Genomic DNA, 17,737 nt, shown 5'->3' on the forward strand with positions numbered 1-17,737 from the left:
GCTCGACGGATATCCGACTATCCGTCGCCAGGGCGTCCACGCACCATACGGCTGCGGGACGAGACCGCTTGCCGCACTCGGAAAAGGCCCCCGGAAGGGGGCCCGGGATCACTCCCCTTCCGGCTCCAGCCGCAGCGAGATCGAGTTGATGCAGTACCGCTGATCCGTGGGCGTCGGATATCCCTCGCCCTCGAAGACGTGGCCGAGGTGCGAGCCGCAGCGCGCGCAGCGCACCTCGGTGCGGACCATGCCGTGGGAGCGGTCCTCGACGATTTCCACGGCGTCGGTGTTCTTCGGGTCGTAGAAGGACGGCCAGCCGCAGTGCGACTCGAACTTCTCGGTGGACGTGAAGAGCTCGGCGCCGCAGGCCCGGCAGGCGTAGACACCCTTCGTCTTCGTGTCGGTGTACTCACCGCGGAACGCGGGCTCCGTGCCGGCCTGGCGCAGCACCGCGTACTCCGCCGGGGTCAGCTCCGTGCGCCACTGCTCGTCCGGCTTCTCGACGTCGTACGACATGTGCTCGTCCCTTCAGAGGCCCTGCAGCTGGTCAAGGATGCGCGGGCCCAGTTCCGTGACGTCGCCCGCGCCCATGGTGATAACGAGATCGCCGGGCTTGGCCATTCCCGCGACCGCCGCGACCGCCGCGTCCTTGCCGGCGGCCGCCTGTACGTCGGCGCCCGCCTCGCGCGCGGCATCGATGATCAGCGCGCTGGTGATGCCGGGGATCGGGTCCTCGCGGGCCGGGTAGATGTCGAGGACGACCGAGGCGTCCGTGAGGGCGAGGGCGTCGCCCATCTCCTTGCCCAGTTCCTGGGTGCGGGAGAAGAGGTGGGGCTGGAAGAGCGTGAGGATGCGGGCGTCGCCCGCCGCCGCGCGCATGGCCTCCAGGTCCGCCGTCATCTCCGTGGGGTGGTGGGCGTAGGAGTCGATGACCTGCACGCCGTTCACCTCGCCCTTGAGCTGCAGGCGGCGCTTGACGCCCGTGTACGACTTGAGCGCCGAGGCCAGGTTCCGGGCCGGGATGCCCATCGCGACGCCCGCGGCGAGCGCCGCCACCGCGTTCTGCGCGTAGTGGCGGCCGGGGACGGAGACCGTGAAGGTCAGCAGCTTGCCGTCCAGGAGGACGGTCACCTCGCTGGCCAGGCCGCGCGGGGTGATCTTGTGGATGCGGATGTCCGCGCCCTCGGACTCGCCGTAGGTGACCACGTTCAACGACGTCGTGTCGCGCACCCGGCGGGTCAGCTCCGCCGCGCCCGCCTGGTCCGCGGCGATGACGAGGGTGCCGCCGGGGGTGATCCGCCGCGTGAACGTCTCGAAGGACTCGTAGATCTCGTCCATGGACGCGTAGTTCGCGTGGTGGTCGAGTTCGACGTTGAGGATGATCGCGACTTCCGGCGCGTACTTGTGGAAGCTGCGGTCCGATTCGTCGGCCTCGGCGACGAAGATCTCGCCCTCGCCGTGATCGGCGTTGGAGCCGGGGACGTCCAGGTCGCCGCCGATGGCGTAGGACGGGTTCAGGCCGAGCGACTTCAGGGACACCGCGAGCATCGACGTCGTGGTCGTCTTGCCGTGCGTGCCGGCCACCGCGATCGGGCGCAGGCCGTCCATGAGGGAGGCGAGGGCGTCCGAGCGGTGGACCGTCGGGATGCCCAGTTCGGCCGCGCGGGCCAGCTCCGGGTTGTCCTCGCGGATGGCCGAGGAGACGACCACGCAGGTGGCGTCGGAGGCGAGGTGCCCGGCGTCGTGGCCGATGTGAACCGTCACGCCGAGCTCGCGCAGCGCCTGCGCCGTCGCTGACTCACGGGCGTCGCTGCCCGCCACCCGCGCGCCGCGCTGGGCGAGGATCTTGGCGATGCCCGACATGCCGGCGCCGCCGATGCCGATGAAGTGCGGTCGGTCCATGTCGGCAACGGAATGCGGCAGGCCGGGTGCCATGCGTGGTCTCCCCTGGGGTTCTCGGATGTCCTGGCCCGTGGTCACGACGACCACGGCACGGGCCCCAGCCTATTGCCTCGGCCCGTGCCGCCTTGAACCTCTCCCCGTTACGCCTTGCTGTGCGAGAACAGCTTCAGGACCGGTACGCCGACCTGGTGGCGGGCGCGGGAGGCCCAGTCGCGGTGGAAGAACTCCTCGACGTAGTGCGGATCGGTCAGCACGATGACCTCGTCCGCCTTCACCTCGTCGACGAGCGCCTTGAGGGCGTCCAGCGGGTGGTCCTCGATGAGCCGGCCCACCGCCTCGCTGTCCGCCTGGTGCAGCGCGGCGAGGGAGACGGCGAGGGCCTTCTCCGCCGGGCCCTTGGCCTCGTCGCCCTCGGGCACCTCGCTTTCCCTGCCCGCCTCGTCGAACTCCCCCATCGCGACGTCGTCGATGGCCCGCAGCAGGCGGTCGGCCTGGTCTCCGCGGGGCTGGAGCAGCACGTGGAAGGAGACTTCCTCCTCTCCGTGCAACGTGGTGACGAACTCCACGTCGGCGGAGGTCAGAGCCTTCTCGATCATCAATACGCTCGTGAACACGACGGGCGCCCTTCTTCTCCTACCGTGGGCCGACTGTCGACGACCCTCCGGGTGGACCTGCGGACCTGCGGAAACCATCCTGCCCCGCATTCGCACGGGGGCTGCGAGATTTAGTGTGCCCAGCCAACGCTAAACGGAACGACTCATTCCGCCGAATGTCGACGTCCTTCCTGTCCACGCCGGCGGCTACCGTCCGCCCCGCGGCCGGGCGTAACGGCTGAAGAGGAATCCGTCCTCCTCCAGTAGGGACGTCAGTTCGAACCGCTCCGGCACGGCCAGGGTCGAGCCGCCCGCGATCCGCTGGGCGTCGCCCGCTGTGAGCATCGGGGACACGGTCAGGCACAGCTCGTCGAGTACCCCGCCCGCCACGAACTGACCGAGCATCCTCGGCCCGCCCTCGGTGAGCAGCCGGTTGAGACCCCGCCCGCCGAGCGCCGCCACCGCGCGGTCCGGCTCGACCGCGGCGCCCGCACCGGCGATCAGCACCTCCACGCCGGCCGCACGTGCCGCCTCGACCCGGTCGGCCGCGGCGCCCGCGCCGGTGAGCAGCAGCGTCGGCACCAGCGGATCGGTGAACAGGGGCAGGTCGAAGTCGAGGTCGAGGCTCGCGCTGATCACGGCGATCTGCGGGGCGGGGCCCTGACCGGCCGCCTTCCTCCGCGCGGCGAACGCCTCGCGCGCGCGGGCGGGGCGATAGCCCTCCAGGCGGACCGTCTCCGCGCCGACCACGACTACGTCGGCGAGCCCGCGCAGCGTGCCGAAGACCCGCATGTCGGTGGCGCTGGAGATGGGCTGGGAGCGGCCGTCGTGCTGGGCCGCGCCGTCGAGCGTGGAGACCATGTTGGCCCGCAGCCACGGTGTGTGCCCGGCTTCGGACGGATACGCGTAGGCGTCGGCGAGCTCGTCGAGGCTCCACTCGTGCCCCTCCGGGCTCGCCTCCCTCCCCTCGTACCCCTTGCCATCTGCTGTTTCGTACGTCACAGGGAACAGGCGTCGCATGTCGTGCAGTGTGGCACGGAGACTAAGCTGGGTGGCTGTGTCGTCATCCCTCGAAGCCGCCGACTCCCGGGAGTCCAGCCAGATGGGCATCAGCCCCATACCCGACCCGTCGCCGCTGTCCCTGTGCGCCCGCGAGCCGCACGTCCCCGCGGAGCGCCTGGTCGCCGAGATGGTGCCGCCGCCCCGTTTCGACTCCGTACGCTTCGACACGTACATACCGGACCCGAAGCAGCCCAGCCAGACCGAGGCCGTCCAGGTCCTGAGCTCCTTCGCGGCAGGTCTCGGCGGGGCGCACGCGTCCGGCGCGGGCAAGAAGCGCGGCTTCCTCGGCTTCGGGAAGAAGCCCGCCGCCCCGGCAGGGCCGCGCGGCGTCTACCTCGACGGCGGGTACGGCGTCGGCAAGACGCACCTCCTCGCCTCCCTCTGGCACGCGACCCCCGCCGAGCCCCAGTACAAGGCCTTCGGCACGTTCGTCGAGCTGACGAACCTGGTGGGTGCGCTCGGCTTCCAGCAGACCGTCAAGACGCTCGGCGGGCACCGGCTGCTGTGCATCGACGAGTTCGAGCTCGACGACCCGGGGGACACGGTGCTCGTGTCGTCCCTCCTCGGGAAGCTGGTCGAGGCGGGTGTCGCGCTCGCCGCGACGTCGAACACGCTGCCGGGCAAGCTCGGTGAGGGCCGGTTCGCCGCCGTCGACTTCCTGCGCGAGATCCAGGGCCTGTCGGCGCACTTCAGGCCGCTGCGCATCGACGGTGAGGACTACCGGCACCGCGGCCTTCCCGAGGCCCCCGCGCCGTTCACCGACGAGCAGGTCACCAAGGCGGCGTACGCCACCGAGGGCGCCTCGCTCGACGACTTCCCGCACCTCCTTGAGCACCTCGCGCGCGTGCACCCCAGCCGGTACGGGGCGCTGACGGACGATCTGAAGGCCGTCTGCCTCACCGATGTGGCGGCCGTGCCCGACCAGTCGACCGCGCTGCGCCTCGTCGTCCTGGCGGACCGGCTCTACGACCGGGAGATACCCGTGCTCACGTCGGGGCTTCCGTTCGACCGGCTGTTCAGCGAGGAGATGCTGAACGGCGGGTACAAGAAGAAGTACTTCCGGGCGATCTCCCGGCTGACCGCGCTCGCGCGCGACGCGAAGGGGCTCGTACACGAGTAAGCGGCTCCGAAACGCCGGTACGGCGTTACGTGGCTGGTGCACGAATCGTGTGCGCTACGCGCGTGGTTCCCGCGGCCAAAAGCACGTGATAAACACAGCCGGGTCACAGTTCCTGTCCGCCAGCAGGAGGTTGCACCCATGTCACGCACCGCTGACGCACGACAGTCCGCGACTCGCCGCCAAGTCCTCGCCCGCTCCGGCGCCCTGGGAGTGGGCATCGCCTTCGCGGGGAACCTCTCCGAGCTGTTCGCCGGCTCGGCCGCCGCCCAAGGACGCGCCGGATACGGCCCGTTGGTGCCCGACCCGGCCGGGCTGCTCGATCTCCCGAAGGGATTCCGCTACAAGGTCCTGTCGCGGGAGGGGGAACAGCTCCGCTCCGGTGAGGGCAAGGTGCCCTCCAACCACGACGGGATGGCCGCCTTCGCCGGCAGACAGGGCCGCGTACACCTCGTACGCAACCATGAGAACCGGGTCACCGGGAAGATCGCCGTGCCGACCGTCGAGGGTCTGACGTACGACCCGATGGGCAAGGGCGGCTGTACCGTGCTCTCCGTCGACCGGAAGAACGATGTCGTGTCCGAGCGGGTCGGCATCGCCGGTACGGCGGTCAACTGCGCGGGCGGGCCCACGCCTTGGGGCACCTGGCTCACCTGCGAGGAGACCGAGGACAAGGCCGGTACGAACGGGTACACCAAGGACCACGGCTTCATCTTCGAGGTCGACCCGGTCGACCCGCACCGATCCGGCGCCGTGCCGCTCACCGCGATGGGCCGCTTCCAGCACGAGGCGATCGCCGTCGACCCGCGGGGCGGGATCGTGTACGAGACCGAGGACGCCTTCGACAAGCCCTTCGGCCTCTTCTACCGCTTCCTGCCCAAGAACGCGAAGGGCGGCCTCGGTTCGCTGCGCGCGGGCGGGAAGCTCCAGGCGATGCGGGTGCCCGGCGTGCCGGACCTGTCGGCGGTCCAGGAGACGGGGGCGACGTTCAGCGGCATCGAGTGGGTCGACGTACCGGACCCGCTGGCCGCTCAAACGCCCATCCGCAACCAGGACTTCGGCCCGAAGGGCATCACCCACGCGCAGAAGCTGGAGGGCTGCTACTGGGGTGGGTCGAGCGTCTACTTCGTCTCGTCCTACGCGCGCAGCCGCGAGGGCTCGGCCGCCGACCACTTCGGGCAGATCTGGCGCTACGACCCGTCGTCGCGCCGCCTGACGCTGGTCATCGTGTTCGGCCCCGACACGGACGTCCAGCTGCCGGGCGAGGAGCCCGACAACATCTGCCTCGCGCCCAGCGGGGGCCTGATGGTGTGCGAGGACGGCGAGGGCGCGCAGCACGTGTTCGGCGTGACGCGCAAGGGCGAGGTGTACGCCATGGCGCGCGGCCGGCAGAACATCGGGACGGCCGACAAGCCCGAGTGGGGCGAGTTCGCCGGGGTCACGTTCTCGCCGGACGGCGACACGATGTTCGTGAACTGCTATACGCCGGGGACGACGTTCGCGGTGACGGGACCTTGGCACTAGGCACTAGGCACTAGGCACTAGGCACCTGACGCGCGACCGGGCGGCCGTTCCCTCGTTCGAGGGGGCGGCCGTTCGCATGGCCGGTTCTCGCGGGTGGTGCACCGCGTGCCGTGCGAGTGCCCTGGGCAAGGTCCTCCCATGGAAGAACGGTCAACCACAGCCTGGGAGTTCACCGACGACCGCGGACACCTCACGTCCGCGAGCGAGACGCCGCAGCGCGTCGTCGCCTATATACAGGCCGGGGCGAGCCTGTGGGATCTGGGCATACGCCCGGTGGGGATCTTCGGCTCGTTCCACGACGGCGACGGGCCCGACCACGCGAAATCCGGCGCACTGCCGCCGGCCGACCTCGCCTATCTGGGCTCCGGGGCGGGGCTCGGCCTGGACGACGTACTCGCCGCGCGCCCCGACCTGGTCGTGGCGCTCACGTACGGCGGCGGGCAGGTGTACGGCATCGAACCCGATACGGCGAAACATCTGGAGGAGCACGTCCCCGTCGTCGTGATCGACGTGGGGCAGGGCCGCACGCTGGGCGGGGTGCGGGAGCGCTTCGCGGAGCTCGGGCGCTCGCTCGGGACGTCAGAACCGGCGGAGGCACGCGAGGAACTCGCGCGCGCCGAGCGGCAGTTGGGGATCGCGGCCCGTGGGGCGCGGACCGTGAGGGTGCTGGCGCTGTCGGCCGCCGGAGCGGACGCGGTACACCTGGCCCGGCCCACCAAGTGGCCCGACCTGAGCGCGCTCGGCGGGCTCGGTGTGGGCATGGCGGCACCGCCCGAGGGCCCCGGCGCCAACTGGTACACCGGGACCTGGCGGGACGTCGCCGAACTCGCGCCGGACGTCATCCTGTCGGACGCCCGCGCCAACGCCGCGCCGCGCGAACTCTACGCGGCCGACCCGCACTGGGCGTCCGTCGCCGAGCGGGCGGCGGTGCTGCCGTGGAACCCGGAGGTCCCCGCGAGCGCCCGCGCCCACGCCGCGCTCTTCGACCAGGTGGCGGGGGCGCTGCGGGGGCGCCAAGGGCTCTAAGGGCTACGGATGGGGGCTAGTCGGCGGGCTCGTCCGGGACGGGCTGGTCCGGGTGGACGCCCGGGGCGTGGGGTGCGCCGGTGCGGCCGGTGCCCGCCACGTCCGAGTCGGGGACGGTGACGTCGGGTCCGGTCTCGTCCTCGGACCCGGTCCGTTCGTCGGGAGCCGCACCGGGCTCGGTGGTCTCGGTTGCGTCGGCGTCCGCCTGCTGGTCGGGGGGATCCCGCGGGACGGCGTCCTGTTCCCTGCTCATGAGGCGGTCAGCGCCCCAGTGCCTTGGCGAGCTGGGACTTGTTCATCTGCGAGCGACCCTCGACGCCGCGGTCCTTGGCCTCCGCGTAGAGCTGGTCCTTTGTCGGACCGCCGGCGCCCTGGTGGGAGCGCAGACCGCCACGCCTGCCGGAGGAGATGTCCTTCGTCGACGTACGGCTCGCCTGCTTCGACTCGCCGCTCCTCGCACGCTCCTTGTTCACCGTGCGGGCGGCGATCTCCTCGGCGCGCGACGTGCTCTCGCCGCGGTCCTGGGCACTCTGCTTGATCTTCTCGTACTGGCGCTCACGCTTGGCATTCGATCCGCTCGGCATGGCGACTCACTCCCTTCCCTTCCGTTGTAGCCCCTCCCGCCCCTTGTCGCAGAACGACGCCGGGGCCGGGAGGCGCGTACCCCCCTCCCGGCCCCGGCTTCCCTTCGCTCCCCTGGCCTCTCGGCCGCGACCCGGGTCCCCGCGCCCGCACCGCTCAAACTCGGCGTTTCCGCACCGGTGTCGGGGGCACCCGCCGTCGCATGCCGTTGCCAGTGAGGAACACGGAGATGGAGTGGCTGGACAGCGCGGCGTGTGTCGATGAGGACCCTGATCTCTTCTTCCCTGTCGGCACCACCGGGCCCGCCATGGACGACGTGGAGGAGGCCAAGGAGGTCTGCCGACGCTGCCCGGTGATCACGGAGTGTCTGCGATGGGCCGTCTCCACGGGGCAGACGACGGGAGTCTGGGGCGGCACGTCCGAGGGCGAACGCGCCGGACTCCTGCGAGCCGAGCGCCGCCGCGCCCGGGCCAGGGCCGCCGCACGCTGAGGGCGTGACACCCCAGGCGGCGTCATGTGCGCCCGGGGCCGCCGCCGAACGCGCCGCTGTTGCCGCGGCTCCAGCGCCGCGGCCGCTGGTCCTTGCTGCGCCTGCTGTCCGCGTTGCCGTAGCCGTGCAGCTCGTGCGGGGTCAGGCGGTGACCGCCGTCCGTGTGCGGCATCTCGTCGGGCTCCCGCATCTCGCGGACCTCGTGGACCGGGCCCGTACGCGGGAGTTTCGGCTGGTCGGCCGGGTCGGGAGGACCCGGTTCCCGGCGGCGGAACCTGATGCCCATCCAGACCGCCCAGATCAGGGCCAGCGCGACCACCAGGCCGACGACGAACGGGACGACCGAGGTCGAGAGGTCGGGGAAAGCCATTGGTGTCGTCATGGGCGCCGAGTACCCCACACCACGAGATCACGCCCCAACGGTCCGATTTGCACTATTTACGGTGAATCCGACGATATCTTCGATGCGTGATCAGACATGTACGCCGCGTCACGGCGGCTTGTGCGCTGGGCGCGCTCGCTCTCGGCCTCGCCGGATGCGGCGAACCCGCCTCGTCCAATGGCCCGCCGAAGGCCTCCCCGACGGTCCCGCCGAAGCCGAAGGCGACCCCCAAGCCCACCCCCAAGCCCACCCTCGCGCCCGGTCCTGGCGGCACCACCCCCGTCTTCGAGCGCGGCACGGCGACGAAGGAGCGCACCGTCGCGCTCACCTTCGACGCCGACATGACGGCCGACCAGGGAGCGCGGGCGCGGGCGGGTGAGCGCTTCGACAACCCTCAACTGGTGCGCACCCTCCGTACGTTGAAGGTCCCGGCCACCGTCTTCATGACCGGGCGCTGGGCGGAGGAGTACCCCGCCGAGGCCAAGGACATCGGCCGAGACCGGCTGTTCGAGGTCGCCAACCACTCGTACAGCCATTACGCCTTCACCGGGGACTGCTACGGCCTGCCGAGGGTGCCGACGCGGGGCATGCGGGCTGATGTCGACCGCGCGTTCGGGGCGTTCCGGAAGGCGGGGGTCGAGCACGTCGTGCCGTACTTCCGGTTCCCCGGCGGCTGCTACGACCGGGCGGCGCTGCGGGCACTGACGCCGACCGGGGTGACGGCGGTGCAGTGGGACGTGGTGAGCGGCGACGCGTTCGCCACGGACACCGACGCCGTGACCCGGCAGGTGCTCGACGGGGTGCGGCCCGGCTCGGTCGTCGTCATGCACTGCACGCGCAGCGCGGCGCCGACGACGGAGCGGGTGGTGCGGGAGGTGGTGCCGAGGCTGCGGGCGAAGGGCTACCGGTTCGTACGGGTCTCGGACCTGGTGGGGGCGGCGCGCGGGGCGTGAGTGCGCTCGGCCCTGCTTGGCCGTACGCCCGTGTACGTACGCTGGACGCATGAGCGACTACTGCGCCGACGGCCGCGAGGACCGCCCGACACCCGCCGCCGCGACCGCGGACGAGCCGTTCGCCGAGTGCGTGCTGTGCCGGGAGCCGACCGAGTACCCGGAGTCGACGAAGGGCATCACCCTGTGCCCGGTCTGCGAGTGGCAGGAGGCGCAGCGCGGGGCCTGCTCCGGATAACGCGGGAGATCCGGGGTTCAGCGGCGGGACGCGAGCGCGCAGGCCGCCGCCGCGCACGCCCCGGCCACGGCCACCGCCCCCACGAGCGGCAGCAGCAGGACCGGCACCGCCCCGTCCTGCGACCCGGTCACCAGGGCGCTCACCACCGACTTCGCCGGTGACCCGGGGGCGATCAGCGCGACGAGCGCGCACAGCACCAGGCCGGCCACGCCGAGGCCGGTGCCGCGCACCACGGGCCACGTGGTGACGGCCCCGACGGCGACGCCGACGAGGCCGCACACCAGCACGGCGAGCAGCCCGGCCCCGGCGGCCGGCCACCTGGCCACGCGCACCAGGCGGTCGGTGCTGACCCCGTCGCTGATCAGCGCCACGACCACGGTGGCCACGACACCGACGGCCGCTGTGGCGAGGAACGCGGCGGCCAGGCTCGCCAGGTGGGCCCGCCACGGCGCCGTCGCCGCAGCGGTGCAACTGCGGGCGGCGGGCGGCTCGTTGGTGACGCAGATCCGGGCCAGCCAGGCCCCCACGGGAAGCAGGGCCGCGGCGGTGTACGCGAGGGAGTCGAGCACCGGCTGCCCCGCCTGGATGCCGACGGCGGCGAACGCGGCGTAGAGCACGACCGGCGCCAGCCAGCGCTGCGAGCGCAGCAGCAGGGCCGACTGGTAGGCGAGCAGGGCCGTGGTCATCCGTTGTTCTCCGGAGGTTCGGGGGTGCGGATGTGCTCCGTGGGGTCGGGCGTGCGGACGGCGACGATGTGCCAGGGCGGGTCGGCGGCGAGCAGCGTGCGCAGCACGGTGTCGGAGTGCGCGGCGTCCGTGGTGATCCTTACGGTGCGGGGGTCGAGGCGGATGCGGGTGTGCGGGTGCGGCAGGGCGGGCTCGTGACCGGCGGGCCCGGCGGCGTCGACGACCACGGTCGCGCCGCCGACTCCCGTACTCCGTCGGACAGTTGACGCCTCCACCTCGTACGTCGCGTCGGCGGTGGCGGCGAGGCGGCGCGGGTCGTGGTCGACGAAGAGCACGGCGGCGCCGGCCGCGGCGCGTTCGGCGACGGCGCCGTCGAGCGTGTCGCGGGCCGCGGTGTCGAGCCCGGTCCAGGCCTCGTCGAGGACGAGCAGCTCCGGTTCGGCGAGCAGGGCCGCCGCGACCGCCACCTTCTGGCTGCTGCCCTTCGACAGCTCGGCGAGGGGCGCGCCCGTGTACTCCTCGGCGCCGAACCGCTCCAGCCACTCCCCCGCGCGCCGCGCTGCCGTCGGGCGGGGGAGGCCGTGGATGCGGCCCATGTGCGTGAGGTAGGCGCGGGCGGTGAACGGCAGGGCGGGCGGGAAACGTTCGGGGACGTAGGCCGTGCGCGGGCGGCCGATGACCCGGCCCTCGGTGGGCGCGTCGATCCCGGCGGCCAGCCGCAGCAGCGTGGACTTCCCGGCGCCGTTGGGCCCCCGCACCCGGAACACGGCCCCCTCGGGCACGTCCAGATCGACCCCGCGCAGCACCCAGGGCCCGCCGAGTCCGTAGCGGCGACCCGCGCCGCGGAGCGTGACGTGCATGCGGTCATGTTCCCCTACACACGCTCGGGTCCCTGCGCTCAGGGCCCAGAACAGCAGGACCTTCAGCCCCGGCGGCGGCTGATCCATTCGAGCCCTTGCGACGGCTGAGCCATTCGAGCCTCTGCGCCGCTTGAACGGCAGAGCCCGATCTTTCAGCCCCTGCGCCACTTGAACAGCAGAGCCCCGATCTTTCAGCCCCTGCGGCGATTGAGCAGCGGGGTCCGGGGCGGAGCCCCGTGACGTCGGGGGACGCCCGACCACCTGGCAGACTGGCCCCGTGACCAGCGACGCCCCCCGTACCGACACCCCCACCCACCCCGAGCCCAGCGCACGCGAGTTCGTTCTGCCGCTCGTCGTGCGCATCGAGCGGGCCGCGCCGCCGACGCGTACGGACGCCCTGGAGACCGCGGCGCGCGCTGTGTTGGTGATCCTCTCGGACGAGCGCTCGGTCGGCGAGGGACCATGGGCGCAGGCGATGCGCGACTGGCAGGACGCCCGGATCCGCAAGGTGGTGCGGCGGGCTCGGGGCGCGGAGTGGCGGCGCGCGGAGGCCCTCGACGGGATCACCGTCAGCACCGGTTCCGCCGAGGTACGGGTCTTCCCGCCGGTCCCCCTCGACGGCTGGCCGAAGGACCTGGCCCGCCTCCAGGTCTCCGGCACGGACCTCGACGACCCGGAAGCGCCGCCCGCCCCCGCCTCCTCGGCCCCGGTCCTCTGGCTCAACCCCGATCTCGGGATGACGGCGGGCAAGACCATGGCGCAGGCCGGTCACGGGGCCCAACTCGCCTGGTGGGAGCTGTCCGACGCGGAGCGCAAGGAGTGGCGGGAGGCGGGCTTCCCGCTGTCGGTGCGGACCGCCGACCCGGAGCGCTGGCCGGCGCTGACAGCGAGCGGGCTGCCCGTCGTACGGGATGCCGGGTTCACGGAGATCCCGCCCAGCGACACCGTCGTGTCCGAGGGGCCCCTGACCGGCGATTTCCTGTCCGGCCTCGGCCACCTCTGAGCCCCGGGCCCCGAGCTCCGGGAACGAAGAAGACCCCGCCCGTCCGCACGGGGGATGACGGACGGCCGGGGCCACTCGAAGGCTACCCCACTCCGTAGGGGGACGGGCCGGTTCCCCCGGGCGACGGGCATCGGCTTCCTGGGGTTCGGCGGCCACCTGATCCTCGCGCGCCGCCCCTGAGGGCCAGGACCCATGGGTGAAACCTCAAATGTTGCTCTGAACGTCCCCGCTCAGGGGTTCGGGCCGCGCCGGCGCGGTCAGGAATCCAGGAAGCCGGGCGGAGGAGGGGGAATTCCATGGAGCTGGGTACGGGGATCGGCTGGCGGCCGGAGATCGCGGAGACGGTGGAGGCCATGCCGGGCATCGACTGGGTCGAGGCCGTCGCCGAGAATCTGTGTCCGGGGCACCTGCCGGACTCCCTGCGGCGGCTGCGCGAGCGCGGCGTCACCGTCGTCCCGCACGGCGTCGCCCTCGGGCTCGGCGGGGCCGACCGGCCCGACGAGGGGCGGCTCGCCGACCTCGCCGCGTGCGCGGAGGCGCTCGGCTCGCCGCTGGTCAGCGAGCACATCGCGTTCGTAAGGGCCGGGGGCGAGCGCACCGCTTCGCAGCCGCTGGAGGCGGGTCACCTGCTGCCCGTGCCGCGCACCCGCGACGCCCTCGACGTACTGTGCGAGAACGTACGGATCGCCCAGGACGCGCTGCCGGTGCCGCTCGCGGTGGAGAACATCGCGGCACTGTTCGGCTGGCCGGGCGAGGAACTGACGGAAGGCCAGTTCCTGTACGAGCTGGTGGACCGCACCGGCGTCCGCCTCCTCATCGACGTGGCGAACCTCCACACCAATCACGTCAACCGCGGCGAGGACCCGGCGAAGGCGCTGGCCGAGCTGCCGGTGGAGGCCATCGCGTACGTGCACGTCGCGGGCGGCTTCGAGCGGGACGGCGTCTGGCACGACAGCCACGCCCACCCGGTGCCGGCGGCCGTCCTCGACGTCCTGGCCGAACTGGTCTCCCGGGTGACCCCGCCGGGAGTCCTCCTCGAACGCGACGAGAACTTTCCCGAGGATCTCGGGGAGTTGGAGCGCGAGGTGGAAGTCATCCGGGAGACGGTCGCGGCGGGTTCCGGACCCCGCGCGCAGGCCCCGGACCACCGGGCACCCGCGCCCGCCGCCGCGCCGGTCGACGACCCCACACGCCGGCGACTCGCCCTCGACCAGACCGCCCTGCTCTCCGCACTCGTCGCCGGCACCCCCACCCCCGAGGGCTTCGACCGCACACGGCTCGCCGTACAGAGCCGGGCACTCGCGGCCAAGCGGGCCGACGTCGTCGCGAAGGTGGCCCCCGAACTCCCCCTCATCCTGGGCGAATCCACGTACCGCTCGCTCTTCCTCGGCTACGCGCGAAGCCACCCCATGACAACCGGCTACCGCCGCGACGCCCTCGACTTCGCCGAGAACCTGCTCCTCACACAACGCATCCAGGCCCCGACCCCACGCCGCGAGCTGACCCACTGGTGGCTCAACCGCTCCGGCCCCAGGCCACTGACAGGCCGCCCACTGGCCCGGGCCCTGCGAACAGCAACATTCGCACTAAGGCGAGCCACTTAGAGCCCCTGCGGCGATTGAGCAGCGGGGTCCGGGGCAGAGCCCCGCGTCCGCAACCCCGGTACGGGCCAAGGGAAGCCGCATGCGTACCGCAGGAGACGTACTCCCACCCGATGCCCACCCCACCCCCCAAGCCGGAGGCTAGCGTGCGTGCCGCACCTGGAGGCACCATGCGACTCTTCACCGGCACCACCCTCATCGTCACAGGCCTCGTGGCAACACTGGCCGCGCTCGTCTTCCCCCTCTGGTCGTACGCGGACCGCTCCGGCACCGGACTCGGCGAGCTCAACGCCCAGACCGTGTCCACCAGATTCGGGCCGCTGTCCGCCACCGACCGCCTCTTCATCACGAAGGTGCGGCTCGCCGGGCTGTGGGAGCTGCCCGCCGGCCAGCAGGCCGAGGAGCGGGCCCCCAGCAAGGCGGTGGAGACGGCGGGCGGGCACCTCGTCGAGGGGCACACCTTCCTGGACGCCCGGGTGCGCGAGGTCGCGGCGCGGCTGAACCTGGAACTTCCCAGTCAGCCGAACGCGCAACAACAGGGCTGGCTAAGGGAGTTGACCGCCGCACGGGGCGAGGACTACGAGCGGAAGTTCGCCAACATCCTGCGCCGCGCCCACGGCCAGGTCTTCTCGCTGGTCGCCCAGGTGCGCGCCTCGACCCGCAACGCACTCGTGCGGCAACTCGCGGACGACGCCAACACCACCGTCCTCGACCACATCAAGGTGCTGGAGGCCACCGGCCTCGTCGACTTCGACGCGCTCGCCCGCGACGGCGCCACCGCGAGCCCGCCGCCCGCCACCCGCTCCCCCGCCCCACCGGGCCCCACCTCCGTACCGGGCTCGGCGACCCCGGTCTCGCCGTCGCCCACCCCTTCGTTCTCCCTGCCGCCCGCCGCGTCCCGCCCGAAGCCGGCGCCCGACGCGCACAAGGAGGACACCAACAAGAGGGACGACAAGAAGGACGACAAGAAGCCGCCGAAGCCGAAACCGAAACCAAAGCCCAGCGTCACAACGCGATAACAGACCGTCCACATCGTGAACGGGGCATGGCGGCGGCCGCGCAACTGTCGTAGAAACTGCGCATGTTGTGGGTCCTGTTCCTCCTCGTCGCCTGTGCCGTCGCGGGTGTCTCCTGTGGGCGGCTGTGTCTCGCGGCCGTACGCGCCGCCGAGAGCGAACGCGCGGACCGTGCCCCGGGGGATACGCACCCGGGGCACGAACTCTCCCTGTACGAGACCGCCTTCCTGTCCGGCGGCCCCGAACGGGTCGCCGAAGTGGCGCTCGTGTCGATGGCCCGCAGCCGGCGCCTGCTGCTCGCGCACACCGGCTGGGCGACCGTCGTCGACCCGGTCGGCGAGGATCCGATGGAGCGTTCGGTGCTCCGCGCGATCGGGCCCGAGGGGCAGGCGCGGATCGCGCCGCTGCGGGCGGCGGCCGCGGCCGGTGACGCGGTGCGGGTGCTCGCCGAGCGGCTCGTCGCGGCCGGGCTCGCGGTGCCGGACCGTGAGCGCACGACGCTCGCGGGCGCGGTGCGGCAGGTGCGGCAGGCGGCGGCCGCCGTGCTGCTGCTCGGCGCGCTCGCGGTCCTGCTGCCGGGCGAGAGCGCGCGGCAAGGAGGACCGGTGGCCCTGTGGTTCGGGCTCCCGCTGCTGCTCACACTGAGCTGTCTGACACTCGCCCGCGTCGAGATCCACCCGTACACGCGCTGGGCCTCGCCGACCGGGCAGCGGCTGCTCGCGGGCCGCCCGCTCGGCGCCGGGAGCCTGCTCGCCGTCGCGGTGCGCGGGGTGCGGGCGGTCGACGACCCGCAGCTGCGCGCGGCGCTGACCGGAACGCGGCGGCATACCACCGAGTGAGCCGCCCCGCACGCCGATGACGGCAGTTACCACGCATCAGGGTCATGGTTCCGACACCCACGACCTGGTCCTTTACTTCGTCAACTGCCGCCCCAAGGATCCCTTTCGTGCGCGCGAGCCGCACGGCCTCGCGAACCGCTTCGCCGCACGGGTTCGCGGGCCCCGACGAAGGGATACGTCCAAGCGATGCGAGCAGCCCCCGTCCTCTGCGCCACCGCGGGATCCTTGATCCTCTCGGCCCTGGTCACCGCCCCCGCGGGCGCCGCCGCGCCGACACCTCCGCCCGCCGCCGAGACGGCCGGCAGCACGATCGCCGCGCTGCGCGCCGCGGACGCGGGGATCCGCTGGGGCGCCTGCGCCAAGGCGGAGGAGCTGCCGGAGCCGATCCGGTGCGGCACCGTCACCGTCCCGCTCGACTACGCGCATCCGATGGGCGAGCAGATCAAGCTGACCGTCAGCCGGGCGAAGGCGACCGGCAAGGTCAAGGGCCAGAAGGACAAGGCGAAGAAGGTCACCCGCCAGGGCTCCCTCGTCTTCAACCCCGGCGGCCCCGGCGGCAACGGCATGTACTTCCCGATGGCCGGGACGCAGCCGGAGTGGCGGCCCATCGGCGCCGCTTACGACCTGATCGGCTACGCGCCGCGGGGCGTCGGCCGGTCGGCGCCGCTGTCCTGCGAGGACCCGAAGAAGCACGTGCAGGGGCCGACGCAGTCGCCGACCCACCCCTCTGCCGCGTACAAGAAGAAGCGGATCGCGCAGGCGAAGACGTACGCGCGCGGGTGCGCCGAGCGGAACCCGGACATCGAGCACTTCACGACGCTCAACAACGCCCGCGACCTGGACGTGCTGCGGGCCGCGCTCGGCGAGAAGAAGCTGACGTTCATGGGCGCCTCGTACGGGACGTACATCGGGGCCGTGTACGCGGAGCTGTTCCCCTCGCATGTGCGGCGGATGGTCTTCGACTCGGCGGTCGACCCGTCCCCGGAGGGGATCTGGTACGCCAACAACCTCGAACAGTCGGCCGCGTTCGAGCGCCGCTGGGCCGACTTCAGGGCGTGGGTCGCCCGCCACGACAAGACGTACCACCTGGGCGACACACCCGAGAAGGTGCTGGCCGCGTACGAGAAGGTGCGCGCGGAGGTGTCCCGCAAACCGGCCGGCGGGAAGGTCGGTCCTGCCCAGTTGCAGTCCGCGTTCCTGCAGACCGGGTACTACGACGACTACTGGCCGCTGCGGGCCTACGCGCTCTCCGCCTACGTGAAGGGCGACCCGAAGCCGCTCGTCGACCAGGCCGCGCCCATCAAGGAGTCCGCCAAGGAGGACGAGAACAGCAACGCCGTCTACACGGCCGTCCAGTGCAACGACGCGTCCTGGCCGACGGACTTCCACACGTGGGACCGCGACAACACGGCCCTCGCGAAGCGCGCCCCGTTCGAGACCTGGGACAACGCGTGGATGAACCTGCCGTGCGCCTACTGGTCCACTCCCCGGCAGCAGCCGGTCGACGTACGCACCGCACCGGGCGAACTCCCGCCGACCCTCATCCTCGCGGCCGAACGCGACGCGGCGACGCCGTACAAGGGCGCCCAGGAGCTCAACCGTCGTCTGGCCGGTTCGTCCCTGGTGACCGAACGCAAGGCGGGCACGCACGGGATCGGCGCGGGCCCCAACAAGTGCGTAAACGGCCGCCTGGACGCGTACCTGTTGGACGGCGAGCTGCCCGACAACGGTGCGGCGTCGTGCGCCCCGCACAAGGAACCGGCGCCGCTGGGCAAATCAAGCCCGGCCGGCGATTGAGGCCGACGGCTCCCGGGGGCGGGGTCGCGGGGCTCTGCCCCGGACCCCGCTGGCTCTCGTCCGACGGCG

20 protein-coding genes are annotated in these 17,737 nt (G+C 72.4%); 11 read left to right on the forward strand and 9 right to left on the reverse strand.

Translation table 11 applies throughout. The features are described 5' to 3' along the window. Positions 1-108: 108 nt before the first annotated feature. From msrB to ACIRHA_RS13115, 4 genes are all read right to left on the reverse strand, one after another. Complete coding sequence (gene msrB / locus ACIRHA_RS13100) at positions 109-516, reverse strand: peptide-methionine (R)-S-oxide reductase MsrB (protein WP_403843871.1); 408 nt, start codon at positions 514-516, stop codon at positions 109-111. 12 nt (positions 517-528) lie between these two features. Next, complete coding sequence (gene murC, locus ACIRHA_RS13105; protein ID WP_403843874.1) at positions 529-1,935, reverse strand: UDP-N-acetylmuramate--L-alanine ligase; 1,407 nt, start codon at positions 1,933-1,935, stop codon at positions 529-531. Positions 1,936-2,042: 107 nt separating this feature from the next. Further along, entirely contained in the window at positions 2,043-2,516 is a 474-nt protein-coding gene (locus ACIRHA_RS13110) for an indole-3-glycerol phosphate synthase (protein ID WP_403843877.1), read from the reverse strand. A gap of 186 nt (positions 2,517-2,702) precedes the next feature. Next, positions 2,703-3,515, reverse strand: a complete 813-nt coding sequence (locus ACIRHA_RS13115) for a pyrimidine reductase family protein (protein ID WP_403843880.1) — start codon at positions 3,513-3,515, stop codon at positions 2,703-2,705. Positions 3,516-3,597: 82 nt separating this feature from the next. Here ACIRHA_RS13115 and zapE point away from each other — a divergent pair, with 82 nt between their 5' ends. From zapE to ACIRHA_RS13130, 3 genes are all read left to right on the forward strand, one after another. Further along, complete coding sequence (zapE, locus tag ACIRHA_RS13120) at positions 3,598-4,677, forward strand: cell division protein ZapE (RefSeq protein WP_403844485.1); 1,080 nt, start codon at positions 3,598-3,600, stop codon at positions 4,675-4,677. Between the two features lie 138 nt (positions 4,678-4,815). Then, positions 4,816-6,198, forward strand: a complete 1,383-nt coding sequence (locus ACIRHA_RS13125; protein WP_403843883.1) for an alkaline phosphatase PhoX — start codon at positions 4,816-4,818, stop codon at positions 6,196-6,198. Between the two features lie 138 nt (positions 6,199-6,336). Further along, positions 6,337-7,224: an ABC transporter substrate-binding protein gene (locus ACIRHA_RS13130; protein WP_403843885.1), complete on the forward strand. Its 888-nt coding sequence runs from the start codon at positions 6,337-6,339 to the stop codon at positions 7,222-7,224. Between the two features lie 16 nt (positions 7,225-7,240). Here the strand turns inward: ACIRHA_RS13130 and ACIRHA_RS13135 are convergent, their stop codons facing one another. Beyond that, positions 7,241-7,477: a hypothetical protein gene (locus ACIRHA_RS13135; protein WP_403843888.1), complete on the reverse strand. Its 237-nt coding sequence runs from the start codon at positions 7,475-7,477 to the stop codon at positions 7,241-7,243. A 7-nt stretch (positions 7,478-7,484) separates the two neighbouring features. Further along, positions 7,485-7,808, reverse strand: coding sequence for a plasmid stabilization protein (locus ACIRHA_RS13140; protein ID WP_403843891.1), 324 nt, complete (start codon positions 7,806-7,808; stop codon positions 7,485-7,487). A gap of 227 nt (positions 7,809-8,035) precedes the next feature. On the opposite strand from ACIRHA_RS13140, the gene ACIRHA_RS13145 reads away from it, so the two are divergent. Beyond that, positions 8,036-8,296, forward strand: a complete 261-nt coding sequence (locus ACIRHA_RS13145; protein WP_403843893.1) for a WhiB family transcriptional regulator — start codon at positions 8,036-8,038, stop codon at positions 8,294-8,296. Between the two features lie 22 nt (positions 8,297-8,318). Here ACIRHA_RS13145 and ACIRHA_RS13150 read toward each other — a convergent pair whose 3' ends face one another. After that, on the reverse strand, positions 8,319-8,678 hold the full coding sequence (locus tag ACIRHA_RS13150) for a DUF6479 family protein (protein WP_403843896.1): 360 nt from the start codon (positions 8,676-8,678) through the stop codon (positions 8,319-8,321). An 86-nt stretch (positions 8,679-8,764) separates the two neighbouring features. Between ACIRHA_RS13150 and ACIRHA_RS13155 the strand changes: the two genes are divergently transcribed. Both ACIRHA_RS13155 and ACIRHA_RS13160 read left to right on the forward strand, forming a co-directional pair. Beyond that, positions 8,765-9,631 (forward strand): polysaccharide deacetylase family protein, encoded by an 867-nt coding sequence (locus ACIRHA_RS13155; RefSeq protein ID WP_403843899.1) that lies wholly within the window; start codon positions 8,765-8,767, stop codon positions 9,629-9,631. A 49-nt stretch (positions 9,632-9,680) separates the two neighbouring features. After that, positions 9,681-9,866: a hypothetical protein gene (locus ACIRHA_RS13160; protein WP_403843902.1), complete on the forward strand. Its 186-nt coding sequence runs from the start codon at positions 9,681-9,683 to the stop codon at positions 9,864-9,866. 17 nt (positions 9,867-9,883) lie between these two features. On the opposite strand, the gene ACIRHA_RS13165 is transcribed toward ACIRHA_RS13160, so the two are convergent. Then, complete coding sequence (locus tag ACIRHA_RS13165; protein WP_403843904.1) at positions 9,884-10,552, reverse strand: ABC transporter; 669 nt, start codon at positions 10,550-10,552, stop codon at positions 9,884-9,886. After that, on the reverse strand, positions 10,549-11,412 hold the full coding sequence (locus ACIRHA_RS13170) for an ATP-binding cassette domain-containing protein (RefSeq protein WP_403843906.1): 864 nt from the start codon (positions 11,410-11,412) through the stop codon (positions 10,549-10,551). Before ACIRHA_RS13170 ends, ACIRHA_RS13165 begins: the two co-directional genes overlap by 4 nt. Positions 11,413-11,689: 277 nt before the next feature. On the opposite strand from ACIRHA_RS13170, the gene ACIRHA_RS13175 reads away from it, so the two are divergent. The 5 genes from ACIRHA_RS13175 to ACIRHA_RS13195 all read left to right on the forward strand — a co-directional run bounded on the left by ACIRHA_RS13175 (position 11,690) and on the right by ACIRHA_RS13195 (position 17,668). Continuing rightward, positions 11,690-12,415, forward strand: a complete 726-nt coding sequence (locus ACIRHA_RS13175) for a peptidyl-tRNA hydrolase (protein ID WP_403843909.1) — start codon at positions 11,690-11,692, stop codon at positions 12,413-12,415. A 296-nt stretch (positions 12,416-12,711) separates the two neighbouring features. Next, the gene (locus ACIRHA_RS13180; protein WP_403843912.1) at positions 12,712-14,019 is read left to right on the forward strand and encodes a DUF692 family multinuclear iron-containing protein; all 1,308 of its coding nucleotides are present in this window, start codon (positions 12,712-12,714) and stop codon (positions 14,017-14,019) included. A 167-nt stretch (positions 14,020-14,186) separates the two neighbouring features. Next, positions 14,187-15,035: a DUF4142 domain-containing protein gene (locus ACIRHA_RS13185; RefSeq protein WP_403843914.1), complete on the forward strand. Its 849-nt coding sequence runs from the start codon at positions 14,187-14,189 to the stop codon at positions 15,033-15,035. Positions 15,036-15,097: 62 nt separating this feature from the next. Then, entirely contained in the window at positions 15,098-15,871 is a 774-nt protein-coding gene (locus ACIRHA_RS13190; RefSeq protein WP_403843915.1) for a TIGR04222 domain-containing membrane protein, read from the forward strand. A gap of 186 nt (positions 15,872-16,057) precedes the next feature. Beyond that, positions 16,058-17,668, forward strand: coding sequence for an alpha/beta hydrolase (locus ACIRHA_RS13195; RefSeq protein ID WP_403843918.1), 1,611 nt, complete (start codon positions 16,058-16,060; stop codon positions 17,666-17,668). Positions 17,669-17,737: the final 69 nt, after the last annotated feature.

It is taken from the genome of Streptomyces sp. NPDC102360, from assembly GCF_044766085.1.
GTDB lineage: Bacteria > Actinomycetota > Actinomycetes > Streptomycetales > Streptomycetaceae > Streptomyces.